General features: G+C 65.6%; 20 protein-coding genes and 2 pseudogenes. 8 read left to right on the top strand and 14 right to left on the bottom strand.

The features are described from left to right. Positions 1-150: 150 nt before the first annotated feature. Positions 151-1,287, bottom strand: a complete 1,137-nt coding sequence (locus VGR99_RS22760; RefSeq protein WP_326901532.1) for a hypothetical protein — start codon at positions 1,285-1,287, stop codon at positions 151-153. A gap of 345 nt (positions 1,288-1,632) precedes the next feature. Between VGR99_RS22760 and VGR99_RS22755 the strand changes: the two genes are divergently transcribed. Further along, entirely contained in the window at positions 1,633-1,989 is a 357-nt protein-coding gene (locus tag VGR99_RS22755; protein WP_326901530.1) for a hypothetical protein, read from the top strand. Between the two features lie 85 nt (positions 1,990-2,074). Here VGR99_RS22755 and VGR99_RS22750 read toward each other — a convergent pair whose 3' ends face one another. From VGR99_RS22750 to VGR99_RS22740, 3 genes are all read right to left on the bottom strand, one after another. Next, on the bottom strand, positions 2,075-2,344 hold the full coding sequence (locus VGR99_RS22750; protein WP_326901529.1) for a hypothetical protein: 270 nt from the start codon (positions 2,342-2,344) through the stop codon (positions 2,075-2,077). A 194-nt stretch (positions 2,345-2,538) separates the two neighbouring features. Then, entirely contained in the window at positions 2,539-3,903 is a 1,365-nt protein-coding gene (locus VGR99_RS22745; protein WP_326901528.1) for a HAMP domain-containing sensor histidine kinase, read from the bottom strand. Beyond that, a complete protein-coding gene (locus tag VGR99_RS22740) occupies positions 3,900-4,580 on the bottom strand; it encodes a response regulator transcription factor (protein WP_326901527.1) in 681 nt (226 codons plus the stop codon). The genes VGR99_RS22745 and VGR99_RS22740 overlap by 4 nt, the downstream gene beginning before the upstream one ends. A 339-nt stretch (positions 4,581-4,919) precedes the next feature. Here VGR99_RS22740 and VGR99_RS22735 point away from each other — a divergent pair, with 339 nt between their 5' ends. Both VGR99_RS22735 and VGR99_RS22730 read left to right on the top strand, forming a co-directional pair. Continuing rightward, entirely contained in the window at positions 4,920-5,807 is an 888-nt protein-coding gene (locus VGR99_RS22735; RefSeq protein ID WP_326901526.1) for a MipA/OmpV family protein, read from the top strand. A gap of 6 nt (positions 5,808-5,813) precedes the next feature. Continuing rightward, the gene (locus tag VGR99_RS22730) at positions 5,814-6,548 is read left to right on the top strand and encodes a hypothetical protein (RefSeq protein WP_326901524.1); all 735 of its coding nucleotides are present in this window, start codon (positions 5,814-5,816) and stop codon (positions 6,546-6,548) included. 12 nt (positions 6,549-6,560) lie between these two features. On the opposite strand, the gene garD is transcribed toward VGR99_RS22730, so the two are convergent. The 8 genes from garD to VGR99_RS22690 form a co-directional block, all read right to left on the bottom strand. Then, positions 6,561-8,102, bottom strand: coding sequence for a galactarate dehydratase (gene garD / locus VGR99_RS22725; RefSeq protein ID WP_326901522.1), 1,542 nt, complete (start codon positions 8,100-8,102; stop codon positions 6,561-6,563). Positions 8,103-8,250: 148 nt separating this feature from the next. Beyond that, a complete protein-coding gene (locus VGR99_RS22720) occupies positions 8,251-9,699 on the bottom strand; it encodes an aldehyde dehydrogenase family protein (protein ID WP_326901520.1) in 1,449 nt (482 codons plus the stop codon). Between the two features lie 18 nt (positions 9,700-9,717). Continuing rightward, a complete protein-coding gene (gudD, locus tag VGR99_RS22715) occupies positions 9,718-11,061 on the bottom strand; it encodes a glucarate dehydratase (RefSeq protein ID WP_326901518.1) in 1,344 nt (447 codons plus the stop codon). A gap of 31 nt (positions 11,062-11,092) precedes the next feature. Then, entirely contained in the window at positions 11,093-12,037 is a 945-nt protein-coding gene (kdgD, locus tag VGR99_RS22710; RefSeq protein ID WP_326901515.1) for a 5-dehydro-4-deoxyglucarate dehydratase, read from the bottom strand. A gap of 132 nt (positions 12,038-12,169) precedes the next feature. Further along, on the bottom strand, positions 12,170-13,075 hold the full coding sequence (locus tag VGR99_RS22705; RefSeq protein WP_326901513.1) for a LysR substrate-binding domain-containing protein: 906 nt from the start codon (positions 13,073-13,075) through the stop codon (positions 12,170-12,172). Between the two features lie 121 nt (positions 13,076-13,196). Beyond that, positions 13,197-14,537 (bottom strand): MFS transporter, encoded by a 1,341-nt coding sequence (locus VGR99_RS22700; protein ID WP_326901512.1) that lies wholly within the window; start codon positions 14,535-14,537, stop codon positions 13,197-13,199. A gap of 439 nt (positions 14,538-14,976) precedes the next feature. Then, on the bottom strand, positions 14,977-16,926 hold the full coding sequence (locus VGR99_RS22695; protein WP_326901511.1) for a hypothetical protein: 1,950 nt from the start codon (positions 16,924-16,926) through the stop codon (positions 14,977-14,979). A gap of 81 nt (positions 16,927-17,007) precedes the next feature. Further along, positions 17,008-18,090: a YbhN family protein gene (locus tag VGR99_RS22690; RefSeq protein WP_326901509.1), complete on the bottom strand. Its 1,083-nt coding sequence runs from the start codon at positions 18,088-18,090 to the stop codon at positions 17,008-17,010. Positions 18,091-18,518: 428 nt separating this feature from the next. On the opposite strand from VGR99_RS22690, the pseudogene VGR99_RS22685 reads away from it, so the two are divergent. From VGR99_RS22685 to VGR99_RS22675, 3 genes and pseudogenes are all read left to right on the top strand, one after another. Next, a pseudogene (locus VGR99_RS22685) lies at positions 18,519-18,740 on the top strand (ferritin-like domain-containing protein); the annotation flags it as partial. Positions 18,741-18,868: 128 nt separating this feature from the next. Then, a pseudogene (locus VGR99_RS22680) lies at positions 18,869-19,162 on the top strand (MFS transporter); the annotation flags it as partial. 104 nt (positions 19,163-19,266) lie between these two features. After that, a complete protein-coding gene (locus VGR99_RS22675) occupies positions 19,267-21,666 on the top strand; it encodes a bifunctional diguanylate cyclase/phosphodiesterase (protein ID WP_326901507.1) in 2,400 nt (799 codons plus the stop codon). 63 nt (positions 21,667-21,729) lie between these two features. Here VGR99_RS22675 and VGR99_RS22670 read toward each other — a convergent pair whose 3' ends face one another. Continuing rightward, complete coding sequence (locus VGR99_RS22670; RefSeq protein ID WP_326901505.1) at positions 21,730-22,164, bottom strand: hypothetical protein; 435 nt, start codon at positions 22,162-22,164, stop codon at positions 21,730-21,732. Between the two features lie 65 nt (positions 22,165-22,229). Between VGR99_RS22670 and VGR99_RS22665 the strand changes: the two genes are divergently transcribed. Continuing rightward, positions 22,230-22,817: a hypothetical protein gene (locus VGR99_RS22665; protein ID WP_326901503.1), complete on the top strand. Its 588-nt coding sequence runs from the start codon at positions 22,230-22,232 to the stop codon at positions 22,815-22,817. Between the two features lie 62 nt (positions 22,818-22,879). Next, positions 22,880-23,479 carry a YdcF family protein gene (locus VGR99_RS22660; protein WP_326901502.1) on the top strand — a complete coding sequence of 200 codons (600 nt, stop codon included), beginning with the start codon at positions 22,880-22,882 and terminating at the stop codon, positions 23,477-23,479. Between the two features lie 11 nt (positions 23,480-23,490). Here VGR99_RS22660 and VGR99_RS22655 read toward each other — a convergent pair whose 3' ends face one another. Continuing rightward, positions 23,491-24,834 (bottom strand): PLP-dependent aminotransferase family protein, encoded by a 1,344-nt coding sequence (locus VGR99_RS22655; RefSeq protein WP_326901500.1) that lies wholly within the window; start codon positions 24,832-24,834, stop codon positions 23,491-23,493. Positions 24,835-25,006: the final 172 nt, after the last annotated feature.

Below are 25,006 nucleotides of genomic sequence, written 5' to 3'. Positions count from 1 at the left end.
AGCCTCGACTCCGTTACACCATCAATGTGAGGGACGACCGCCAACCTTCCAGTCAAGCCGCGCGACGCGCGCCACCAAACAGCGCCGTAGCTAGCGCGGCTTCGCTGGAAGGCCCCGGGGGGGCCCGTTACCCCATCTACGGAAACGTCGTTACGTCTTCGCCTTCCTGCACGGCGCATAGAACCTGCCGTTGCCAGCGGCGACGCGCTCGAGGCATTGCCGGGGATCGGTGATCTCGCCGTCGACCTGGAAATAATAGGCCTGCGATCCCAGGCTTAAGACGTAATGTCCCGGCGCAAGCTCGAGCTCCGAATCTCCGGAATGGAGTTCGTACATCTCGGCCTTGCCCGGAATCGGCGAGATCCGGAGCGGGTAGGTGAAGTTGCGGATCACGCCGACATCGTCTCCGCCCCCCGTCGCCTTGGCTGCAGCGTCGGTGGAAAATTCCTTGACCTTCGCGACAACGCGAACCTCGACGCGCTCGGGGATCACGTTTGAGATGTCGCGGCGAAACACGATGAACTTGACGCGGCCGTTCGGCAGATGCGGCTTGTCGGGCTTCTTGAACTCCGGCGAGATCGCGATCCGCATGTCCGGCGCCATCACGGCGATCGCAGTCAGCTCCGCCAGCGACTTGTCGTCGATCAGGGCGTAGATTCCGTAGTCGCTCGGAAGCACGCGCGTTGGGGGCGGCGGGACGGACGGCACCATTTCCGGCTTGGCGACCGCGATCGTCGTCTCCGGCCTGGGCGCGACCTGCGCAATCTCGGAGGCTTGCGACGCAATCTGCCGGCGCAGCGCGGCGATGTTGTCGCGCTGCGAGACGATCAGGATGACGGCGCCGACGGCAAGCAGGATGGCCGCTGTCCGCTTGATGACAGGGAGAAGCGGGCTCGAGATCGTGGGCAGCTTGCCGCGCGGATTTCCGATCGCCGAAGGCAAGACGGTCGCATCGCCGGACACCAGAACGCCGCCTGCCTCCTTGGACGACCCGAGCTGTTGCGCCGGCAACCGCTCCAATGGCGGCTGTTCGCGCGAGAATTTTTCGACCTCGTCGATGGCGACCTCGAGGGCGCGCTTCATCTGGTCGATGTTCTTGGCGTCGGCGTAGGTGAACTGCTCCTGGAGCTTGTAGCGGGCAAGGTCGTAGACCATCTGCCGCCTGGCTTCCGGGTCTTCCCTCACGGTGTCGAGCATGCGCGAGATCACCAGTGCAAATTGCACCTGGTTTGCGGGCAAATCGGCCGGATCTTGCTGGCTGGGAAGCAGGTCTTTCGAATCGCTCATAGCGCCGACGGTCCGATGCCAGTCACGGCAATACCCAATTCTTCCATTCGAAACAGTCGGTTAATCGATACGGCGCGCGTCCGCGGCAGCTTGGTACACGTCCTGACGCAACAAGGAAAGCCCTCTGGAACACGCGGCAAATCGCCGGCACGTCACACATGCGGCACGTTTACCCTGGCGAAGGCCGCCAGTATTTCCCCGGAATGCACGTTGGCGCCCGATTTGCATAGCTGTCGCAAAGCAGCTGGGGGAACGAGTCGTCGGCGCCGCGCACGTCCCACTGCGCGGAGCGCAAGCGGCGTTGTGGACCCCCGCGATGACCATCTCGATCCGCGGGAAGACGCTATGAGACTTGCAAGACTGTGTGCAGCGACGTTGCTGGGGCTGACGGCGCTTCTGGCGACATCGGCACTGGCGCGCGACGACGGGCGCTATGCCAATTCGCCGCTAAAACCCTGGTTCGAAAGCCTGCACAGCGAATATGGGCAATGCTGTTCGGACGCCGACGGCTATGTGGTTGCCGATGCCGACTGGGAGTCCGACAAGGGCCATTACCGCGTGCAGCTCGACAACGAATGGGTCGTCGTGCCCGACGGCGCCGTGATCACCGAGCCGAACAAGATCGGCCGCACCATGGTGTGGAAGCACTATGTCGACGGTCACCCGCGCGTGCGCTGCTTCATGCCGGGTAGCATGACCTGAACACGTCGTTCCCTAGGCCAAGACGCGGATGGCCGGGACGAGCCCGGCCGTGACGTCGTGATTGTTGTTGAGCGGTGAAGAGAGCTTAGCGCGCCTCGTTCTCCGAACCCGCGCTCGCGAGCCGTTTCACGCGCGGCGACAGCACCGAGATTTGCGCGGGCGAGGCGGGCATGCCGGCAACGACCATTGCGGGCGCAGTCGACTGCTCCTCGACACCGGCGCCGCCGAGCACCTGCACCTGCGTCGTCGAGATCGGAAACGACTTCACTTCGTAAGAGGGCAGCTCGCCGGCGAACGCACTGGCCGAGCTCGCAATCATGGCACCCGCAACGGCAATCATTGAAAGAACGCGCATTGGAAAAATCTCCGTTGAATGTCGCAATCGGAAGTTTGGTCGCCGCGGTGCCGCAACAGGTTCGCTTGTATGTGAACATTCGCCGGCGGCTCGCGGGCATATTTGATTGCGTGAGGCGACCGGACGAAACGGAGAAGAAGCTTTCCGCGCCAATGTTTCCGGACGGTTTCGCGGGAGGGCGCGAAGCAGCGTCGCTAGTGCGCTTGCAGATCGAGCTGCGGTGATCTCGTCGTCGCGGTGGCTTCCGGAAAGCGCAGGCTCATCGTCGTGCCGCGGCTGGGTACGGAGGAGATGACGAGTTCGCCGCCATGCGCGGCCATGATCTCGCGGACGATCGACAGGCCGAGGCCGGCGCCGTCGCCCGCGTTGTTGCCGGTCTGGAATGGCTCGAGCAGCCGGTGCTCGGCGCCGCCCGGCAGGCCCGCGCCGTCATCGTCAATCGAGATGCTGCCGTGCCTGAGCGTGGCGACGATGCGTCGTGCGCCACGGGCGTGGATGATGGCGTTGCCGACGAGATTGGCGAGCGCGCTGCGGACGGCGGCATCGACGCCCTGCACCAGGAACGGTCCCTCCTGCGCGCTTTCCAGCGCAAGCTCGATGCCGGCGTCGAGCGCCGAGGGGCCGAAATCGGCCAGCACATCCAGCGTGATCTCGGCGAGATCGATCGGCTGCTTCTCGATCGCGTGGTTCTGCAGCCGCGCGAGGTCGAGCATGGCGGAGACCAGCGAGGAGAGGCGGCGGACGTCCCGGACCAGCTCGGCCTTCAGGACCGGCTCCGGCACGTCCTCTATCTTCGCGCGCAGCAGCGTCAGCGGCGTCCGGAGCTGATGGGCGGCATTGCCGAGGAAGCGGCGTTGCATCCGGATATAGGCGTCGATCTCGCCGAAGGCACGGTTCAGCGCCTCGACCAGCGGCTTGAGCTCGCGCGGGACCTCGGACAGCGAGATCAGACCTTGCGGAGCGGCGGGATCGATCGCGAGCGCGCGAAGCGCGACCCGTTCGATCCCCCGCGAGACGAAACGCGCGGCGAGCGCCGCGCCCACGGCAACGGTTGCGGCAAAGGCCAGCGCCAGCAGCGTGATCGAAAAGACGCTGCGGATGAGAAAGTTTCTTGCCATCCGGCCGAAACGGACTTGAGGCTCGCCGACCATCATCGCGAGCTGCAACGAACCTCTTTGCATGACGGCGAGGCAGAAGGTGCTCTTCTGGTCGAGCGTGTTGAAGACGGAGGAGCCGATGGGCCCGTGATAGGGGAACGCGAAGGGGAGGGGCGGCCGGCGTTCGCTGCCGTATTCGCTGATCATGTCGCCTGCGGACACGATGTACCAGAGGTTCGGGCTGTCCGCCTTCAGCTCTTCGAGGGCGCGCGTCGGCCGCACCGTCAGGCTCCGCCCTTCGATATCGGTGGCGCGGTCGAGAACGGCAGCCACAACCCGGCAAGCCCTGAACTCGCGCTCCTCCATCGGATAGCGCCAGATGAAGAGGCCGAGCATGATCAGGAAAATCGTCGTCGCGGCGATGCCGAGCGAGATCGCGAACGTCCGGGCAATCGACGTCATCGCTGGTTTGCCAGTCGCAGGATGTAGCCGATGCCGCGCATGCTGCGGATCTCGACGTCGCCGCCGAGCTCGGCCAGCTTCTTCCTCAGGCGCGAGACCTGCGCTTCGAGCGTGTTGGATTCGATCTCGTCGTCGAAGCCGTAGATCTCCTCGATCAGGGCGGCGCGGGTGATGACGCGGTCGCGGCGCATCAGCAGCGCGCCGAGGATCAGCGCCTCGCGCCGCCGCAGCAACACTTTTGTGTCGGCGACGACCGCTTCGTTGCTGCCGAGATGCAGCTCGACATTGCCGAGCGACAGCACGGAAGGCGCGAGCAGCCGGGGCCGCCGCAACACCGCGCGCACCCGTGCAATCAGCTCCTGCGGCTCGAACGGCTTTCCGAGATAGTCGTCGGCCCCGCCGTTGAGGCCGTCGACGACGTCCTCCTTGGCATCCTTGGACGTCAGCATGATGATCGCAGGGCGGTCCGGAGATTGGCTCAGCGCCGCGACCACCTGGAGCGCATCGCCGTCGGGCAGCATGCGATCGACGATGGCGAGATCGTATTTGAAACTGTCGAGCGCGAGGCGCGCGTCGGCGATCGAGCCGACGACGTCGACGATTCCGTGCAGTTGTCCGAGCAGGCGGCTGACATAGGCACCGATCTGCGGTTCGTCTTCGATCACGAGGGAGCGCACGCGGGTCGTCCTTGACTCTGCTGGGGCAATAAAACCCCGACCTTGACGCTTCCTGGCCGAATTCCGGCGGTTCGGTTCGTGCGCGGGTTCCGTTTAAGGCAGCGAGCTTGGCGAATAAAAGGCAGGAACCAGCGGGCTGAACGGCACCGGCGGTCAAAGTTTTGGAGCCTGAGTGTCGCCCGGCAATGTTCGGGCAATGTTGGTTTGGCTGCGCACTCTGCGCGCGGAATGTCGCAGGCACGGTTGCCCGTTGCAATCTTGGGGCAATTTTGCCGGACCACATGCTGGGCTCCTGACCACACCAGTCGACTCGGCCAGCAAGGCCGATGGGGCCCCGTAATGAATCATTTTGACGAAGCCGCTCTCCGCCTCACGGCGCATGCGCGGCGGACGACCGCTTGCCTTGCCGCACTCGGTACAATCATGGCGACCGTGCAATCCGCATCGGCGCAAACTGCCTTCACGCTGCCGGCGCCGCCGTTCGACGTGCCGATGCTGCCGTCTCCTTCCGGCAACTGGACCGTGATGGTCGGCATCGGCGGCGAGTACACGCCTGATTTCGTCGGATCGAAGAACGGGAAGGCCGTGCCGGTCCCGATCTTCTCCATCCGCCGCGCCGGTTCGGCCGACCAGTTTCGCGGGCCGCGCGACAGCGCCAGCATCGCGCTGCTCGACGTCGGCAATTTTCGCGCCGGGCCTGCGTTCAAATACGTCTCATCGCGCAAGAGCGACAAATATGCCGAGCTGACGGGATTGGGCGACGTCAAGGCTGCCTACGAGCTCGGCGGCTTCGTCGAATATTATCCGATCGACTGGCTGCGCCTGCGCAGCGAATTGCGTCAGGGCATGGGTGGCCACACCGGAACGGTCGCCGACGTCTCCGCCGACGTCATCGTGCCGCTGATCCAGAGGCTCACGGTTTCGGCCGGCCCGCGCTTCACGTGGAAGAGCACCAAGGCGACCGCGCCGTATTTCGGCGTCGATGCGGTGCAGGCGGCAGCATCGGGATTGCCGACATATGACGCCAAGGGCGGCGCGCATTCGGTCGGCTTCGGCAGCCAGATCTCCTATCGCATCAATCCGCAATGGGAGGTCCATGCCTATGTCGAGTACGAGAAGCTGCTCGGCGATGCCGCGGACAGTCCGCTGGTGAAGCTGCGGGGCTCGTCGAACCAGACGACGGTCGGGGTCGGCGCGTCCTATTCGTTCGACTTCAGGATTCGATAGCCCGCCATGCGCCGTATCCTCATTTCATGTCTCGTCTGCGCGATCGCTTGCGTCGGCGCTGCCGCGGCGTTCGAGACGCGCGCGAGCCGTCTGCAGGCGATCAAGACCATCGGCATCGTCTCGGCCATCGGCGAAGAGATGAGTCTGACGCAGGCCGGCCTGACCAGGCTTGGCAACACCGCGCAGAGCGCCTCGATCAGCGCATGGGGGTTGGACGAATTGATCGTCCAGCAGGCGACGAAGCTGCTCAGCGGTCGCTATCGCGTGCAGCCGGTGAGCTACAGGCGTCCCGCGTTCGCCGCGATCCGGGATTCCGCCGTTGCGCCCGTCAATCTGCTGCGCACCGATCCGTTCAAGGAACTGGTGCGCAGCGACATCGCCCCGCAGGGGCTGGACGCCTACATCGTCATCACCCGGGCGAGATCGAAGCTCGGCAACGGTCGCAACGTCGAGGGCGTCGGGCTCGCCGAATACCGGACGCTGCTTGCGGATTACGGCCTGATCCACGCGCTGTACGAAGTGCGTGTTATCGACGGCAAGTCGTTCGACGTGATCGAGAAGCGGACCGCCGCGCCGCTCGACAATACGGGGACGGTACGGCTCGACGGCCCGAGCGGGCCGGTCGGCGAGGCGTTCGACGGTCCGGCTTCAAGCGAGCGCCTCCGCGCGGCTGTTGCGGATCTCATCACGCGCAGCCTGCCTGTCACGCTGGGTGACATGCACCTGATTGAGGGGCGGTGAGGCCCGTCGGCCTCAGGTCACGGGCGCCGGGTTGAACAGCGTGAGGTCGTTGTGGATGCCCCAGCGGTCCGACCACGGCTTGGTGCGGCCGGAGGCGACGTCGAGGATCAGGCGGAACAGGTCCCAACCGCATTCCTCGATGGTCTTCTCGCCGGTGGCGATGCTGCCGGAATCGAAATCGATCAGGTCCTTCCAGCGGCGTGCGAGCTCGCTGCGGGTTGCGACCTTGATCACGGGCGCGGCGGCGAGGCCGTAGGGCGTGCCGCGGCCGGTGGTGAACACCTGCAGCGTCATGCCGGAGGCGAGCTGGAGCGTGCCGCAGATGAAGTCGGAGGCGGGCGTTGCCGCGAACAGCATGCCCTTCTGAGTGGCCTTCTCGCCGGGCGAGAGCACGCCGGTGATCGCGCTCGAGCCGGACTTCACGATCGAGCCCAATGACTTCTCGACGATGTTGGCAAGGCCGCCCTTCTTGTTGCCGGGCGTGGTGTTGGCGCTGCGGTCGGCGCCGCCGCGGGCCAGATAGGAATCGTACCAGGCCATCTCGCGCACCAGCGCGCGGCCGACGTCCTCATTGATGGCGCGGCGGGTGAGCAGCTGGATGGCGTCGCGCACCTCGGTCACTTCCGAGAACATCACGGTGGCGCCGGCGCGCACCAGGAGGTCGGCGGCGAAGCCGACGGCGGGGTTGGCGGTGACGCCGGAGAAGGCGTCGCTGCCGCCGCATTGCAGCCCGATGACGAGATCGGCGGCCGGGCAGGTCTCGCGCTTGCGGGTGTTGAGCACCTTCAGCCGCGCCTCGGCCTGGGTCATGATCGCATCGACGATCGCGCCGAAGCCGTCGAAGGCTTCGTCCTGCATGCGCACGATGGCGTCGCTGACGCCTTCCGGCACCAGTCGCTCCGGCGCGAGCTTCTCGCAGCCGAGGCCGACGACCAGAATCTCGCCGCCGAAATTCGGGTTGAGCGCGAGGTTCTGCAGGGTGCGGATCGGCACGACCGCATCGGGCGCGGTGATGGCGACGCCGCAGCCATAGGCATGGGTCAGCGGCACGACATCGTCGACGTTCGGATATTTCGGCAACAGCTCGGCACGGATGCGCTTCACCGCATATTCCATCGTGCCCTTGACGCATTGCACGGAGGAGGAGATGCCGAGGATGTTCTTGGTGCCGACCGAGCCGTCCGGATTGCGGTAGCCCTCGAAGGTGAACCCTTCGAGCGGCGGCAGCGGTGCGGGCACGGCGGTCGAGATTTCCAGCTTGTCGAGGGCAGGGGCCTCCGGCATGCGGATGCGGGCTTCGTCCACCCATTCGCCGGCCAGGATCGGCGACAGCGCGTAGCCGATCACCTCGCCATAGCGGATGATCGGCGCGTCCTGCGCGATGTCGACCAGCGCCGTCTTGTGTCCCTGCGGGACGAAGGCGCGCAGCGTCAGTCCGCTGGCGAAGCGCGAGCCGGCGGGGAGCCCGAAATCATTGACCACGATCGCGACATTGTCGCGCTCGTTGAGCTTGATGTAGCGGGGCTGTTCTTTCGCTGCGACGTCCTGGTCCATCGTGGACTCCGAAGTGTAGGGTGGGTTAGCGTAGCGTAACCCACCAAGGTCTCAATCCGCGGAAGCAGAAGAGGTGGGTTACGCCAGCGGACTGCGCTTCGCGCCGCCGCGGGCTAACCCACCCTACGATGTCTACGATATCAGCCTATCAGCCCGGGAAGGTATAGGCCGTCTTCACGGTCGTGTAGAACTCGCGTGCATAGGAGCCCTGCTCGCGGGCGCCGTAGCTCGAGCCCTTCCGGCCACCGAACGGCACGTGATAGTCGACGCCGGCGGTCGGCAGATTGACCATCACCATGCCGGACTCGCTGTTGCGCTTGTAGTGCGAGGCGTATTTCAGGCTGGTGGTGCAGATGCCGGAGGCGAGGCCGAACTCGGTGTCGTTGGAGATCGCCAGCGCCTCTTCGTAATTCTTCGCACGAATGACGGCGGCGACGGGGCCAAAAATCTCCTCACGCGCGATGCGCATGTTGTTGTTGGCCTCAGTAAACAGCGCCGGCTGGAGGTAGTGGCCGGGGTTCTCGCGCTTGAGCAGCTCGCCGCCGAAGGCGAGCTTGGCGCCCTCGTCCTGGCCGATCTTGATGTAGCGCAGGTCCTGGTCGAGCTGGCTCTGGTCGACCACCGGGCCGATATGCACGCCGGCCTTGAGCGCGTCGTCCACCGACAGGCCGTTCAGGCGCTCGGCCACCGCCGCGACGAAGCGGTCGTGGATGCCTTCGGTGACGATCAGGCGGGAGGAGGCTGTGCAGCGCTGGCCGGTCGAGAAATAGGCGCCGTTGACGGCGACCTCGACGGCGATCTTCAGGTCGGCGTCATCGAGCACGACCAGCGGGTTCTTGCCGCCCATCTCGAGCTGGAACTTCTTCATCGGGTTGGAGAGCACGCAGGCCTGCGCGATCTTGCGGCCGGTCTGCACCGAACCGGTGAAGGAGATCGCCGCGACATCCGGGTGATCGAGCAGCGTCTGGCCGACCACCGAGCCGGAGCCGACCACGAGGTTGAACACGCCGGCGGGAATGCCGGAGCGGGTGATGATCTCCGACAGCGCATGCGCCGAGCCCGGCACCAGTTCGGCCGGCTTGAACACGACGGTGTTGCCGTAGCAGAGCGCGGGCGCGATCTTCCAGGCGGGGATCGCGATCGGGAAATTCCAGGGCGTGATCATGCCGACGACGCCGACCGGCTCACGCGTCAGCTCGACGTCGAGGCCGGGACGCACCGAAGCGCCCTTCTCGCCGATCAGGCGCAGCGCTTCACCGGCGAAGAACGCAAAGATCTGGCCGGCGCGGGCGACCTCGCCGATGCCCTCGGGCAGCGTCTTGCCTTCCTCGCGGGCGAGCAGGCGGCCGAGCTCTTCCTTGCGGGCGAGGATTTCGAGCGAGATCTTGTTCAGCGCGTCATAGCGCACCTGCGGCGTCGACTGCGCCCAGGCGGGGAAGGCGGCCTTGGCGGCGGCAATCGCCTTCTCGGTCTGCGCCTTGTCGGCCTTGGCGTATTCGCCGACCAGATCGTTGGTGTTGGAGGGGTTGATGTTCTTGGTGATGCCGGAGCCGTCGACCCATTCGCCGCCGATGAAGTTCTTCAGGATCGCAGTCATTGTTTCCTCCAGAGTGTTTTAGCGAACGAGGCAGGGACGCTTGTCGTCAAACGTCCAGCCGGGGATCAGATCCTGCATGGCGGTGGCGTCATCGCGGGCGCCGAGGCCATGCTGCTTGTAGAGTTCATGCGCGGCCTCGATGGCCGCACGGTCGATCTCGATGCCGAGGCCCGGGCGATCCGGGACCGCGATCTTGCCACCCTTGATCTGGAGCGGCTCCTTGGTCAGTGCCTGGCCGTCCTGCCAGATCCAGTGGGTGTCGATCGCGGTGACCTTGCCGGGCGCGGCGGCGCCGACATGGGTGAACATGGCGAGCGAAATGTCAAAATGATTGTTGGAGTGCGAGCCCCAGGTCAGGCCGTTGTCACGGCAGGTCTGGGCAACGCGGACCGAGCCTTGCATCGTCCAGAAATGGGGGTCGGCGAGCGGAATGTCCACTGCGCCGAGGCGCAGCGCATGGGAGAGCTGCCGCCAGTCGGTGGCGATCATGTTGGTCGCGGTCGGCAGGCCCGTGGCGCGGCGGAACTCGGCCATGATCTCGCGGCCGGAGAAGCCGGCCTCGGCGCCGCAGGGGTCCTCGGCATAAGCGAGGATGCCGTGCATGTCCTTGCAGAGGCCGATGGCTTCATCGAGCGACCAGGCGCCGTTCGGGTCGAGCGTGACGCGCGCGCTCGGAAAGCGCTTTGCGATCGCGGTGACGGCCTCGATCTCCTGCTCGCCGCGGAGCACACCGCCCTTGAGCTTGAAATCGGCGAAGCCGTAATGATCGTGGGTGGCTTCCGCGAGCCGCACCACGGTCTGCGGCGTCATCGCCTCCTGATGGCGGAGGTTGAACCAGTCCGGCTTGCCGGTCTCGCCGCTGACATAGTCGAGCTTCGATTTGCGCCGGTCGCCGACGAAGAAGAGATAGCCGAGCGTCTCGACGCTCTTGCGCTGCTGCCCCTCGCCGAGCAATGCGGCGACGGGCAGATTGAGATGCTGGCCGAGCAAATCGAGCAGCGCGGATTCGATTGCGGTGACGGCGTGGATCATCACGCGCAGGTCAAAGGTCTGCTTGCCGCGGCCGCCGGCGTCACGGTCGGCGAAGGTGGTGCGGACGTCCGCGAGGATGTTGTTCATCGCGCCGACGGTCTTGCCGATCACGAGGTCGCGGGCATCCTGCAGCGTCTGCCAGATCTTTTGCCCGCCCGGCACCTCGCCGACGCCGGTGTGGCCGGCGTTGTCGGTGAGGATGACGATGTTGCGGGTGAAGAACGGCGCATGCGCGCCGCTCAGATTGAGGAGCATGCTGTCGCGGCCCGCGACCGGGATCACCTGCATCGCCGTGACGACCGGTGCGCCAGAAATCTCGGTCTGGGCCATCGCACGCTCCTCCCTGTTGTCTTGTCTTATCTTATTCTGCCGCCTGTTGTGCCGATCGTATGGCGGGCAGATTCTTCACCAGCGCGGTCAGTTCCGCAATCTCCTGCTCGGTGAGATCTGTCAGCGGCGGGCGGACCGGGCCGGAATCGCGGCCGATCACCTTCATGCCGGCCTTGATGATCGAGACCGCATAGCCCTTCTTGCGGTTGCGGATCGCGATCAGCGGCAGGATGAAATCCTTCAGCCCGGCGTGGATCGTGGCGTGGTCGCGCTTGCGCACCGCGGTGTAGAAATTGGTGGCGAATTCGGGGACGAAGTTGAACACGGCCGAGGAATAGGTCGTCACGCCCATGTCGAGATAGGGCAGCGCGAAGGTCTCGGCGGTCGGCAGGCCGCCGACATAGGTCAGGCGATCGCCGAGCTTGGTGTAGACGCGGGTCATCAGCTCGATGTCGCCAATGCCGTCCTTGTAGCCGACGAGGTTTGGGCAGCGTTCGGCAAGGCGAGCCAGCGTGTCGGGCTGCAGGATGGCGTTGTCGCGGTTGTAGACGATGACGCCGATCTTCACGGAGGCGCAGACGGCCTCGACATGGGCGGCGAGGCCTTCCTGCTCGGAATGGGTGAGGTAGGGCGGCAGCAGCAACAGGCCGTCGGCGCCGGCCTTCTCCGCGCCGATCGCGATCTCGCGGGCGATCGCGGTGCCATAGCCGGTGCCGGCGAGGACGGGCACGCGGCCCTTGGTCTCGTCGACGGCGACCTTGACGACTTGCGGAACCTCGGTCGGGGTCAGCGAGAAGAACTCGCCGGTGCCGCCGGCGGCGAACAGGCCGGCGACGTCATAGCCGCACAGCCAATCCATGTTGGCGCGGTAGGTCGCCTCGTCGAAGGAGTAGTCCGCCTTGAACGGCGTGACGGGGAAGGACAGCAGGCCCGATCCGATCTTCTGGGCCATTTCATGCGGGGTCATCTTGCTCATGGGCGCGGCTCCCTTATTGCGTGTTGTGGAGGACGCGCGGCTTGAGAGCCTGCGCGTCCATGCGCCGTTGTTTAGGCAACCGTTCGATGCGCGTCCAAGCCAAAGCCTATATCGACCGATGCGGATTGAGCATCAATCGTCCGCCACCTCCGCGGAGGACAATTCGCCGGCGATTTTGACCAGCGCCGAGAGCAGCGGATTCTCGTCGTCGCGGCGCCAGACCATGAACAGCTCGACCGGTACGCGGTTGCGCAGCTTCAGCGGCCGCAGCCGGACGTCGGAGATCTTGAGGCCCGCGGCCGCGGCCGGCACGATGGCAAGGCCGAGGCCGGCGCGGACCATGGCCAGGATCGAGTGGATCTGGCTGAGGTGCTGGACATAGCGCGGCAGCACGTCGGAGCGGGTGAATTGCGCCACCAGGAGATCGTGGAAGTAGCGGCTCTCATAGGGCGAATACATCACGAAGGGCTGGTCGTCGAAATCCTTGATGGTGATGCTCTCCGCATTCGCCAGCGGATGCTTCTTCGGGATCGCGGCGAGCAGGGGCTCGGCGACGACGCGGCGGCTGGTCAGCTCGGGGCGCGCGATCGGCGGCCGCAGCAGGCCGGCATCGATCTGGCCCGAGGTCAGCGCCTCGAACTGGTCGCCCGAGACCATTTCCTTCAGCGAGAAATCGACCTCGGGCAATTTTGCGCGGCACGCCGCGATCAACTCCGGCAGGAAGCCGTAAGCGGCGGCCGCGGTGAAGCCGATCTTGAGCGAGCCGGTCTTGCCGAGCGCGATGCGGCGGGCGACTTGGGAGGCGCTTTCCGCGAGCTTCAGGATGCGGCGGGCTTCGGGGAGGAAGCTGCGCCCCGCCGGGGTCAGACGCACCGAGCGGCTGGTGCGCTCCAGCAGCGGCGCATCGATGATGTGCTCGAGCACTTGGATCTGCCGGGACAGCGGCGGCTGGGTCATGTTGAGCCGCACGGCGGCGCGGCCGAAATGCAATTCCTCCGCAACTGTCACGAAACAGCGGAGCTGGTTGAGGTCGAACATCGATACATGCCTTAGATGAATAAGGCGTTTCCCCGGCACTTCTAGCATCGATCACTCCCAAAACAAAGACGGCGGCTGGGAAGCCGCCGTTGAGTTGCCTGGTCAGCTCCCGTGGGAGCCCTCAGGAGGAACGTTTGAGCACCACGCGCTCGATCTTTCCGACGATCACGAGATAGGCGAAGGCGGCCACCAGCGCGTTGAGGCCGACGAACACCAGCGCACCGTTGAACGAGCCGGTCGCGGCCAGGATGTAACCGATCACGATCGGGGTGGTGATCGAGGAGAGGTTGCCGAAAGTGTTGAACAGGCCGCCGGAGACGCCGCCGGCTTCCTTGGGCGAGGTGTCAGACACGACGGCCCAGCCGAGCGCGCCGATGCCCTTGCCGAAGAAGGCGAGCGCCATGAAGCCGACCACGAGCGCCTGGCCGTCGACATAGTTGCAGGCGATGATCGACATCGACAGCAGCATGCCGCCGACGATCGGGATCTTGCGCGCCATGGTCAGCGAGCCGGTCCTGCGCAGGATCGCGTCCGAGATGATGCCGCCGAGCACGCCGCCGATGAAGCCGCACAGCGCGGGCAGCGTCGCGACGAAGCCGGCTTGCAGGATCGACAGGCCGCGCTCCTTGACGAGGTACACGGGGAACCAGGTCAGGAAGAAATAGGTCAGCGTGTTGATGCAATACTGGCCGAGATAGACGCCGAGCATCATGCGATTGGAGAGCAATTGGCGGATGTGGTCCCAGCCGGAGCCGGACTCGGGCGCGCGCTCCTCTTTGGGTGCATCGAGATCGACCAGCGCGCCGCCTTCCTTGATGTAGTCGAACTCGGCGTCGTTGATGCCGGGATGCTCCTTCGGGCCGTAGATGGTCTTGATCCAGACGAGGCCCATGACGACGCCGAGCGCGCCCATCACGAAGAACACGTAGCGCCAGCCGTAATCATGGGCGATCCAGCCCATCAGCGGCGCGAAGATCACGGTGGCGAAATACTGCCCCGAATTGAAGAAGGCCGACGCGGTGCCGCGCTCATTGCCGGGAAACCAGGCCGCGACGATGCGGGCATTGGCGGGGAAGGAGGGCGCTTCCGCGACGCCGACCAGGAGGCGCAGCCCGAACAGCACGCCCACGGCAGCGCCGGCGCTGAGGAAGCCGACCCAGCCCTGCATCAGCGTGAACAGCGACCAGACGATGATGCTGAAGGCATAGACGAGGCGTGAGCCGTAGCGGTCGAGCAGCCAGCCGCCCGGCACCTGGGCCACGACATAGGACCAGCCGAAGGCCGAGAAGATCCAGCCCATGGCGACCGGATCGAGATGAAGCTCCTTGGAGAGTGCGGGACCTGCGATCGACAGCGTGGCGCGATCGGCATAATTCACGGTGGTGACCAGGAACAACATGGTCACGATGAACAGCCTGACGCGAGACCTCCTCACGTCCGTTGCGGACACCACTGCGCTCATCACGCGCCTCCTTAGAACTCGAAATGTTTCCTCACTGCGACTCCTAGAGGCGCGCGCGGCAAAGTGTCCAAGTTCAAGGCAGTATCGATTGATGCCGTTTTTGGATTGATGGAACGGGAGGTCGGGGGAACGATGCTGGTGCGGAGTGAATGTGGGAGCGATGTGATACGCGAGGTTGCGCCCCGCACACCGCTGTCATTCCCCGCGAAGGCGGGGAATCCAGTACACCGCGGCCTCTCGATTCAATCACTGCCGTCACGGCGTACTGGATCGCCCGATCAAGTCGGGCGATGACAGCGAGTGTGTGGAGAGTGCAAACCTCAAGCTCGTCATTGCGAGGAGCTCTTGCGACGAAGCAATCCAGAGTCTCTCCGCGGAAAGATTCTGGATTGCTTCGCTGCGCTCGCAATGACGGTGTGGAGAGGGCTCACTCCCGCTTCTACTGCTGCGTACCCAGCAGCGGCGCCAATAATCCGCGCGTGACACCCGGCGGCGCGGCATCGAGGCCAAGCACCGCACTCGCGGCCGGCAGCGCGGCGTCCGCCATCGCGGCATGACCTTCCGCGCTCGGATGCACGGCGCCGCCATACACGGCCGAGAGCACACCCCAGGTGGCGTCGTGGATGTCGGTCGGCTGGCTCGCCGCCGGCAAGCCTTGCGGATAGGTCATCGCAGCAAAATAGCTGTCATTGGCGTCGCGGATCCAGCGCGCGCGCGGCAGATAGGCGCGATACTCGGAGGCGCCGCGCCCGCACAGCATCGGCTGGCTCGCCGCGCTCACGATATCAGGATTGAAGCTCTGGCCGTTCTCGGCAAAGCAGCTGCGGTCGAATTCGGGATCGTTGCCGGCACGCGCGCAAAAACCGTGATCGGCGAACGCGGCCTGATGCGCATCGACGAAAGTCATGCGGTCGGCTTCGGGATCGCGGCACAACGCGCCGCGCGTGCAGGTGGCGAGCGCCTTGAGCTGCGGCAGGAATTCGGTGTCGACGAAGGTCGAGACGCGCGCGAGCCGCTGCGGGTCGGCGTTGAAGGACGGGTGAATGTCGAAGCCGCCGCGGCCGCCCCGGCAGGGCGCGCCGCCGCTGGCGAGCGCCGGATTGGCGTAGGAGACATAGACCACATGCGAGAGGTCGCCGCCGACCAGCGGCTTCAGCGCCTCGCGCAGCTTGACGAAATCCTGCGGCAGCTCGCGCTGCAGCGCATCGCGGGAATCGTCGACGCTCGCCATCACGCCGGAGCGGCGGAACAGCGCGCGCTCGGTCGCGGTCTCGACGATCACGTCGGCGACGAGGCCGGAGAAATAGACGTCGTTGGCGCCGACCGAGAGCAGCACGAGGTCGAGCGTGCGGTCGGGCTGGCGCTTCTTCGCGGCGGTGAGCGCCTCGCGCAGCTCGGCGACCTGCGCATTCACGCTGGTGTTGCAGACGCCGGTCTTGCCGGGCGGGCATTCGCGGGCACGCTGCGAGCCGAGCAGCCCGTCGCCGATGCTGGCGCCGGTGCAGGCGAGCGGCAGGAAGGTCACCGCGATGTGCGTGTAGCGCACTGCGAGCGCCAGCGCGGTGCGGGCCTGGTAGCTGTAGAGCGAGCGGTGGCAGGGCGAGTTGAACCAGAGCGCGCTGTAATGTTGCCAGTTGGCGAGCGTGTCCGGGGCCTCGCAGGCGCGGCCGCCTTTGTAGCCGGCCCGGCTCGGCCGGTAGTATTGCGCACCGGCGGTACCGAGATAGGAACGGAAGCAGAAGCCGTCGTCCGAGAGCGCCAGCGGCCGGTCCGGATTGCCTTCGCCGGAGGCGATGCTGTCGCCGAGGCCGGCCACGAAGACGTCGCGGACCTGGATCTCGGTCTGGATGCGCTGGGTCGGATCGGAGCCGGAGGAGACGTCGACGGTCGCGACCGTCTGCTTGCCGTAGCGGACGCGCAGATTGACCGGCTCGGCGCAGTCGAAGGTCGATTGCTGGGGCCCGTCGCCATCGTCGAACGACCAGGCGCAGGTGGCCCCGACCGGCACCGCGCCGGTCAGGCGCACGGTGACGGGGTGATCGATCGGGGTGATGTAGTTTTCTTTGACGTTGTCGCGGGTGCAGGGCTGGTTGACCCGGCCCTGGAGATCGATGCAGAGCCGGTTGACCATGTTGCGGGCCCAGCCGCGACCCTCGCTCTGGAGCTCCAGCGACTGCTCGGCGGCGAGGATGCTGCGGTTACGCGCGTTCTCGACATGCAACAGGAAGTCGCGCTCCTCGCGGAACAGGCGGAAGCGGTTGCGCACCTCCCAATTGATCTGCATGGCGCCGGCATCCTGCGCGGTTGCGCGCTCGGGCGGCAAGGCAATCAAAATCCCGGCAAGCAGCAGCGTGCCTGCGACAAAAGTGCGAAGAGATGATCGGATCATGGCCCGCGTGTTCAACGGCAAAGTTGAGGCGGAAATAAGAGAGGATTGCTCTCCCGCCTGCAACCTTTTGTCCGACCGTTTTTAGCGCTTGCTGGCCTGCCGCAGCGCCCGCTCGCTCTCCATCGCCGCCACCTGCTTGGGCAGGTTGCCCTGCGCGCAGGCCTCCGCCAGCCGGCGCCGTTCCTGCCAGGGCTCGACCACGTTCATCCAGAGCTCGCGCGCGCCCATGATCGAGATGGCGAGGCCGAACGGGATCACGAAATAGAGGATGCGGAACACCAGCAGGGTGGCCAGAAGCTGCTCGCGGCCGAACTCAGGCAGCGCCACCAGCATGGCGGCGTCGAACACGCCGATCGAGCCGGGGGCGTGGCTGGCGAAACCGAGCAGGGTGGCCAGGATGAAGACCACTGCGAGCGACAGGAAGTCGATCGGCGGATTGGCCGGCATCAGGAGATACATCGCCGTGGCGCAGAAGCCGAGATCGACCACGCCGATCAGGATCTGCACCAGCGTCAGCGGCGCCGACGGGAGCACCACCTTCCAGCCCTTCTGGCCGAGCTCGCGGCGCTTCTCGCCCATGCAGAGCCAGACCAGATAGGCGCCGATCGAGGCGAGGCCGCCGAGCGCGATCAGCCGGTTAATCGACGACGGCAGCTGGTCCATGTAGGAGGCGGCGTCGGGATGGATCGCCATGCCGATCGAGAGCACGAAGATGTTACCGAGCCAGAATGTCAGGCCCGACAGGAAGCAGATCTTGGCGACGTCGATCGCGTTCAGCCCGTAGTCCGAATAAATACGGAAGCGGATCGCGCCGCCGGTGAAGACCGTCGCGCCGATATTGTGGCCGATCGAATAGGACGTGAAGCTGGAGAGCGCTGCGATGCGGTAGGGCACATGCTTCTTGCCGATCGTTCGCAGTGCAAAAAAATCGTAGAAGGTCAGCGTACAGAACGCAAAGAAGACGCAGATCGCCGCCAGCCCGATGCTGCCGCGGGGAATTTCGGTCAACGCGGTCAGGATGACGCCGGTATCGATGCCCTTGAGGGTGCGAACCAGCGTGGTGATCGCGAAGGCGATGATGAAGACGCTTGCGGCAATGCCGAGCCGTCGCCAGCCGATCCATCTCTTGAAGCCGCGTTTCAACGCGGGCAGCAGTCCGTGCATTCATCCTCCCGGCGGGGGGCAAGACCGATCTGGCCAGACATTGGCCGGTCGGGCGCGATCGCGGCCCGAATGGGGCATCGATCGCTAGGCATGATGTAGCTCATTTAAGGCAAAAACAGCGGCTTGTGCAGCCCTTGACAAGGATAGGTTCTGCATCGGACCCGCTACTTTTGTCATACGCGGTTCACATCGGACGCGCGTTAAGCATATGAGTCGCCGGATCCGTCGGCATCGCGCGTTCGCATGATGACATAGTTGCAGATCCTGGCCGCGCCGGCCTTGTTCCAGCGCAAGCGGTACGGGCTTTTTCGGAACGTCGATGCCATGGGCTCGTCAGCGCCTTATCAGCAACCAAACATGGCGGAATAAGGCTGCTTTCGTGCAGGCCGGCACCGACTTGTTCCCGAAACCCGAAGAGGATCGGAACGATCGGACCGTTCATAAGAGACATCGAAACCATGAACGACCTGTTCGTGCATCAACTGCAGCCCATCCATTACGCCGAGCAGCAGCTCACCAGGGCGCTGCCGAGAATGGCAGATAAGGCCGCCGATCCGCAGCTGAAGCAGGGCTTTTTGACGCACCTCGAAGAAATCAGGCAGCACGTCAAACGGCTCGGGGAAGTGTTCAAAATAGATGGTACCGGTGTTTGCCGAGAGCAAGGTGAATCCGCGCGCTGCGAGCTGATGCGAGAATAGATGCGAAGGGCGCCGCGCGGTCATCTGCGCGGCGCTCGCTCGCTGCACATCCGTCTTTCTGTCATCGTCGAAACATGACGATCTGCGCGCAGATGATCGCGATCAGTGGCGGACTTGGGCTGCTGGTGCCGCCGCTGACCTCGACCCTGCTGGGCAGCGTCGAGAAGGCGCGCTCCGGCATCGCCGCAGGAGTCCTGAATGCGACGCGTCAGACCGGCAGCGTGCTCGGCGTTGCGTTGTTCGGCTCGCTGGTGGCGTCCGACAGTGCGTTCATGTCGGGTCTTCACCAGGCGCTAATCATATCGGCGGCGGTCCTGCTGCTCGCTGCCGGCGTGATCGGCCTTGGTGCAAAGGCACAGACACGCACAACGTGAGCAAGCGCACACATTCTCTGTTCACCATTTCCGGAGCCATCACATAGCCGGTTACCGACTGTCCATCTCTGCCCGCTCTAGTGCAGATGGAATAGGGGCCGGCAATGTATCAAGTTCTCTACTGTCTCACGGACCAGCACGACTGGCGTCTGGTCGCACTCGGCGGCGCGGTGTGTTTGCTGGCGAGCGCCGCCGCGATCAGCCTGTTTCACCGTGCCCGTGCGGCGAGCGGCGGGGCCCGCGTCTCGTGGATCGCGCTTGATGCCGTCGTCGCCGGCTGCGGCATCTGGGCAACCCATTTCATCGCGATGCAGGCCTACGGGCCCGGTGCGGGCGGCGCCTACAACATCCCGGTGACGGTGCTGTCGCTGATCTTTGCGATCGCGGTCACCTTCGTCGGGCTCAGCATCTCGGTGTCGGCGGCGCGTTCGATCCTGGTCGCGCTCGGCGGCGCGGTCGTGGGCGGCGGCGTTGCCGCCATGCATTACACCGGCATGATGGCGCTCGAGATCCCCGCACGCATCGGCTGGGCGACCGGCACCGTGACGGCTTCGATCGTCCTCGGCATCGTCTTTGGATCGCTAGCGCTGTTCGTCGCGGGGCGACGCGACAGCCTGGCGGATGCGCTCGGCGCGACGGTTCTGCTGACCGTCGCCATCGTCTCACATCATTTCACCGCCATGGGCGCCGTGGAGCTGACGCCGGATCCGGCGATCGTCATCAGCGGCCTGTCGATCCCGCCAGCGTCCTTGTCCATTCTGACCGCCAGCGCCGCAGCGGCGATCATCGCGATCGCGCTCGCGGCCGCCGTGCTCGACCGCCGCGCCAAGGGTGAGCTGGGACGTCAGCAAGTCGTGCTGGACAGCGCGCTCGAGAACATGTCGCAGGGCCTGTGCATGTTCGATGCGGACGGCAAGATCATCCTGTTCAACGACCGCTACGCGGCCATGCTCCGTCGCACCGACATCGCGCTCACCGGCCGCCTGCTGGTCGACGTGCTGAAGGAGGAGGAAAGCAAGGGCCAGTGGAGCGGCAATCCCGATGAATTCTTCGCGCGCCTCGTCGACGACGCGCGCGAGGGCCGCACCACGACCGACGTCGTCAACCGGTTCGGCCGCTCCATCCGCGTCGTCAACCAGCCGATGCAGGGCGGCGGCTGGGTCGCGACCTTCGAGGACATCACCGAATGGCTGGAGGCGCAGGCGAAGATCTCGCACATGGCGCGCCATGACGCGCTGACCGGACTGCCGAACCGCGTGCTGTTCCACGAACAGCTCGAGCAGGGACTGCGCCTGGCCGGCTCGAACGACCAGCTCGCCGTGCTCTGCCTCGATCTCGATCACTTCAAGGACATCAACGACTCGCTCGGCCATCCCGTCGGCGATGCGCTGCTCAAGGAGGTCGGCCGCAGGCTGAAGGCGACCGTCGGCGAGAACGACACCGTGGCGCGGCTCGGCGGCGACGAGTTCGCGGTGGTCCAGATCGGACGTTCGGAGGAAACCGCTTCGCGATCGCTCGCCGGCCGCCTCGTCGAGGTGATCTCGGCGCCTTACGAGATCGACGACCATCAGATCGTCATCGGCGTTTCGATCGGCATCTCGCTGTCGCCGCAGGACGGCAGCAATTCGGACGAGCTGCTGAAAAACGCGGACCTCGCGCTATACCGCGCCAAGGCGGACGGCCGCGGCACCTATCGCTTCTTCGAGACCGGCATGGATGCGCGCGCGCAGGCGCGGCGGCTGCTCGAAATGGATTTGCGCGCGGCGCTGCAGCGGAACGAATTCCAGGTCTACTACCAGCCGATCCGCGATGTCGCCAGCGACCGCGTCGTCGCCTTCGAGGCGCTGCTGCGCTGGAACCATCCGCAGCGCGGCCTGATCGCCCCGATCAACTTCATCCCGCTGGCCGAGGAGACTGGCCTCATCGTTCAGCTCGGCGAGTTCGTGCTGCAAAGCGCCTGCGCGGACGCGGTCACCTGGCCTGACGACATCGACGTCGCCGTCAATCTGTCGCCGGTGCAGTTCAAGAGTCCGAACCTGATCGCATCCGTGACCGGCGCGCTGGCCGCCTCGGGACTCAACGCGCGCCGTCTCGAGCTGGAGATCACCGAATCCGTGCTGCTCCAGAACAGCGAGGCGACGCTGACCACCCTGCACGAGCTGCGCGGCATGGGCGTGCGGATCTCGCTCGACGATTTCGGCACCGGCTATTCGTCGCTGAGCTATCTGCGCAGCTTCCCGTTCGACAAGATCAAGATCGACCGCTCGTTCGTCTCGGAGCTGGCGACGCGCGAGGATTCCATGGCGATCATCCGCGCCGTGACCGGCCTTGGCCGCAGCCTCGGCATCGTCACCACCGCGGAGGGCGTCGAGAACGACGCGCAGCTCGAGCTGCTGCGGCGCGAGGGCTGCACCCAGGCGCAGGGCTATCTGTTCAGCAAGCCGCGCCCGGCTTCCGACGTGGCATTGATGCTGGAACGGCCGCGCCTGCGCGCGTCGGCCTGAAGCGCTATTTTTTTTGAGCATGATCTTTTCGGAAAACCGCTTCACACTTTTCCGGATCATGCTCTAGCCGCGGCGCAGCGCGAAATGCGCGCCGCAGAACGCCATCACGGCGCCGAGGCATAGCGCGGCGAGGGCCGCCAGCACGCCGGAGATGGTCGGGACCGCGCTCGGCGCCGAGGCGGCCTGGCCTGCGCCTGCAAGCAGCAGCACGCCGACCGCGATCAGGAACTGCCGCATGCGGTGCGGGATCTGGCCGTCGACTGCGCTCTGCATCAGGGTCGCGGTGAAATAGCCGCCGGAGAAGCCGACCGTCGCGATCAGCCACCAGGCGATCGCCGCGCCGGCGGGCATGAACTCATGCGTGTCGGAGCGCCACAGCCCGCCGAGATCGAGCCCGTAGCGCGCGCCCAGCATGTGCACCGCGAGCGCGAGCAGCACGCCGGAGATCACGGCGGCACCGAGAATCAGGCGGCGCGGAAAAAAGGTCGTCTCAGCCATGCCTCGCTTGTAGGATGGGCGAGGGCGATCGCGCAAGCGGATCGCGGACGGGATTGATTGGGACAATGCAGGTTTCGGACGTGCAGGCCGCCGCGGGCACGAGCTACGCCTACAGGGCATCGCTGATCGGCTCGGCGCATCGCTTCGAGCTGACGGACGAGGGCCTCTCCTGGCACATCGCCGGCCGCTCGGGCCTGTGGCGCTATGACGAGATCAGCGCGATCCGCCTGTCGTTCCGCCCGGTGTCGATGCAGCAGCACCGCTTTCGCGCCGATGTCAGCCACAGCGGCGGCGGCCGTATCAGGATCCTGTCGACGAGCTGGCAGACCGCCGCCCTGATGGCGCCGCAGGACAACGGTTTTCGCGATTTCATGGTCGCATTGCATGCGCGGATGGCGAAAGCAGGCAGCCGCGCCGAGTTGACGGCGGGCCTCGGCCGCAAAACCTATGCGGCGGTGCTGGCGTTCCTGGCGGTGCTGACGGTGGCGATGACCGGCCTTTTGATCCGCGCGCTGGTGAGCGGCGAATTCGCCGGCGCGCTGTTCATCCTCGGCTTCGCCGCGCTGTTCGCCTGGCAGGTCGGCGGCTTCGTGCGGCGCAATCAGCCGCAGAGCTACAGCTTCGATCATGTGCCGAAGGCTTTGTTGCCCTAGTTGCAATCGGGCGCAATCAAACGTGACTTCGCGCACCGGCGCCTGTGCCGCATCGTGCGGCCATGTCCACCATGCATCACGCCACGCGGCCGCTTACGGCGGATGAGATCGCCGAGATCAACCGCACCCATCTGATCGATACGCCGCTCCGGCCGGCCGACCTGCTGTTCATGTTCGGCACCCGCGAGGATGTCGGCTTGCGCGCCGACACCGCCGCGCGGCTTTGGCGCGAGGGGCTGTTCCGCTGGTCGATTGTCAGCGGCGGTGTCACGCCGGGCTCGGAGCAATCCGAGTGCACCATCATCAAGGCCGCGATGGCCGAAGCGGGCATTCCCGCGGACAAAATCCTCGAGGAGCATCGCGCGATGAACACCGGCGAGAACGTGATCTTCTCGCTGCCGGTCATCGACGCGGCGCTCGGACTGCACAATATCCGCAGCGTGATCTGCCTCGGCAACACCTGGACCGCACGGCGTTATCCGATGACGCTGCATCGCCACTGGCCCGCAGTGACGAAGCTGCTGCTCACCGTCGACAGCTTTGCGACGCCGCGCGCGCTCTGGCACACCGATGCCGAATTTCGCCGCCGTGTCCTGCACGAATGGGACAAGATCGAGCCGTACAAGGCGAGAGGCTTTATCGCCGAATGGCCGGAGCATTGACGGGCGAGGGGCTACTCCGTCGAGTCGAAATCCTCTTCCTTGGTGCCGAGTAGAGAGACGAGCGTGCGCAGGCCGGAATCGAGCTGCTCGAAGGTGGGCGGGGCGAGGGCGAGGCGCACCGCATTCGGGGCGTGACCATGCGCGATGGCAAAGGTCGAGGACGGCGTCAGTGCGATGCCGCGCCGCGCGGCGGCGGCCACGAAGGTCTGGGAGCGCCAGTGCGGCGGCAGCGTCAGCCAGAGATGATAGGAGCGCGGATCGGCGGCGTGCTGGTAGCCGGTGAGCAGCCTTGCCGCGGTCTGCTGGCGGCGCGATGCGTCGATGCGTTTCAGCCGCGTCAGCTCGGCGACGGTGCCGTCGGCCATCAGCCGCTGCCCGGCGGCGAGCGCGTGGCCGGAGGCGATCCAGCCGCCGGTGCGCACCGCGCCCATCACGCTCTCGCGCAGGTGAGGAGGCGCGACGAGGATGCCGAGCGCAAGCCCAGGCGCGACTTTCTTCGAGAGGCTGTCGAGCACGATGCAGCGGTCGGGCCCGAGGGCTGCCAGCGGCGTGTCGTCGGCGAGGAAGCCGTAGACGGTGTCCTCGATGATGGTGAGATCGAGCTTCTCGGCAACGCGCATGATGTCGGCGCGCCGCGTCGCGTTCATGGTGACGCCGAGCGGATTCTGGATGATGGGCTGGAGATACAGCGCCGACAGATGCGCTTCGCGATGCGCCTTCTGGATCGCGTCGGGGCGCGCGCCGAATTCGTCCATCGGAATCGGCACCAGCGTCACGCCGAGACGCGCCGCGATGCTCTTGACGTAGGGATAGGTCAGCGCCTCGACGCCGCAGCGGCCGCCGGTGGGCACCAGAGCCGCGATCGCGGCTGCGAGCGATTGCTTGCCGTTGGCGGTGAAGACGATCTGCTCGGCCTGCGGCGCAAAATCCTTGCGCGCGAGATAGGCGGCGGCCGCATTGCGCGCGCTTTTGGTGCCGGTGCTGGTCGAGACGCGCAGCGCGGATTCGAGGGCGTCGACGCGCTCGAGGCCCGCGAGGCTCTTGGCGATCATTGCCCATTGCTGCGGCAATAACGGATAATTGACCTCGAAATCGATGCGCGCATCGCGCGGCTCGCTCAGCGCCTCGACCTCGCGCCTGATGTCGCCGGAGATGAAGGTGCCGCGGCCGACCTCGCCGACCACGAGGCCGCGACGAAGCAACTCCGTATAAACCCGGCTCGCAGTCGAGACGGCAATGCCACGGTCGTATGCAAAATTGCGCTGCGGGGGCAGCCTGTCGCCGGGCCTTAACGTGCCGTTAGAAATATCTGCGGCAATGGCATCGGCAAGCTTCACGTACTCGAACTTGGACATTATTGCACCGAGAGCAATGTTTTACTTGCTCCGAGAAGTGTACTGGAGCATTTAAGTTCCATCAAGTTCCGCGATTGAGCCGGGGAAAGCGAGAGCAATCCGACGGCAAATGAGGTGCAGGCGCCGGGTGCGTCCGCGCCAACGGCACCTGCTTCGCCGCGCGGAACACACG

It is taken from the genome of Bradyrhizobium sp., from assembly GCF_035935975.1.
Classification (GTDB): domain Bacteria; phylum Pseudomonadota; class Alphaproteobacteria; order Rhizobiales; family Xanthobacteraceae; genus Bradyrhizobium.
Note: the sequence above shows the minus strand (reverse complement) of the source record. Positions and strands in the feature narration are given on the sequence as shown.

What these genes read in the sequence shown, in the direction of transcription:
- VGR99_RS22760 (WP_326901532.1), bottom strand. Translation starts at nt 1,287, where the DNA reads ATGAGCGATTCGAAAGACCTGCTTCCCAGCCAGCAAGATCCGGCCGAT.
- VGR99_RS22755 (WP_326901530.1), top strand. Translation starts at nt 1,633, where the DNA reads ATGAGACTTGCAAGACTGTGTGCAGCGACGTTGCTGGGGCTGACGGCG.
- VGR99_RS22750 (WP_326901529.1), bottom strand. Translation starts at nt 2,344, where the DNA reads ATGCGCGTTCTTTCAATGATTGCCGTTGCGGGTGCCATGATTGCGAGC.
- VGR99_RS22745 (WP_326901528.1), bottom strand. Translation starts at nt 3,903, where the DNA reads ATGACGTCGATTGCCCGGACGTTCGCGATCTCGCTCGGCATCGCCGCG.
- VGR99_RS22735 (WP_326901526.1), top strand. Translation starts at nt 4,920, where the DNA reads ATGAATCATTTTGACGAAGCCGCTCTCCGCCTCACGGCGCATGCGCGG.
- VGR99_RS22730 (WP_326901524.1), top strand. Translation starts at nt 5,814, where the DNA reads ATGCGCCGTATCCTCATTTCATGTCTCGTCTGCGCGATCGCTTGCGTC.
- garD (WP_326901522.1), bottom strand. Translation starts at nt 8,102, where the DNA reads ATGGACCAGGACGTCGCAGCGAAAGAACAGCCCCGCTACATCAAGCTC.
- VGR99_RS22720 (WP_326901520.1), bottom strand. Translation starts at nt 9,699, where the DNA reads ATGACTGCGATCCTGAAGAACTTCATCGGCGGCGAATGGGTCGACGGC.
- gudD (WP_326901518.1), bottom strand. Translation starts at nt 11,061, where the DNA reads ATGGCCCAGACCGAGATTTCTGGCGCACCGGTCGTCACGGCGATGCAG.
- kdgD (WP_326901515.1), bottom strand. Translation starts at nt 12,037, where the DNA reads ATGAGCAAGATGACCCCGCATGAAATGGCCCAGAAGATCGGATCGGGC.
- VGR99_RS22705 (WP_326901513.1), bottom strand. Translation starts at nt 13,075, where the DNA reads ATGTTCGACCTCAACCAGCTCCGCTGTTTCGTGACAGTTGCGGAGGAA.
- VGR99_RS22700 (WP_326901512.1), bottom strand. Translation starts at nt 14,537, where the DNA reads ATGAGCGCAGTGGTGTCCGCAACGGACGTGAGGAGGTCTCGCGTCAGG.
- VGR99_RS22695 (WP_326901511.1), bottom strand. Translation starts at nt 16,926, where the DNA reads ATGATCCGATCATCTCTTCGCACTTTTGTCGCAGGCACGCTGCTGCTT.
- VGR99_RS22690 (WP_326901509.1), bottom strand. Translation starts at nt 18,090, where the DNA reads ATGCACGGACTGCTGCCCGCGTTGAAACGCGGCTTCAAGAGATGGATC.
- VGR99_RS22675 (WP_326901507.1), top strand. Translation starts at nt 19,267, where the DNA reads ATGTATCAAGTTCTCTACTGTCTCACGGACCAGCACGACTGGCGTCTG.
- VGR99_RS22670 (WP_326901505.1), bottom strand. Translation starts at nt 22,164, where the DNA reads ATGGCTGAGACGACCTTTTTTCCGCGCCGCCTGATTCTCGGTGCCGCC.
- VGR99_RS22665 (WP_326901503.1), top strand. Translation starts at nt 22,230, where the DNA reads ATGCAGGTTTCGGACGTGCAGGCCGCCGCGGGCACGAGCTACGCCTAC.
- VGR99_RS22660 (WP_326901502.1), top strand. Translation starts at nt 22,880, where the DNA reads ATGTCCACCATGCATCACGCCACGCGGCCGCTTACGGCGGATGAGATC.
- VGR99_RS22655 (WP_326901500.1), bottom strand. Translation starts at nt 24,834, where the DNA reads ATGTCCAAGTTCGAGTACGTGAAGCTTGCCGATGCCATTGCCGCAGAT.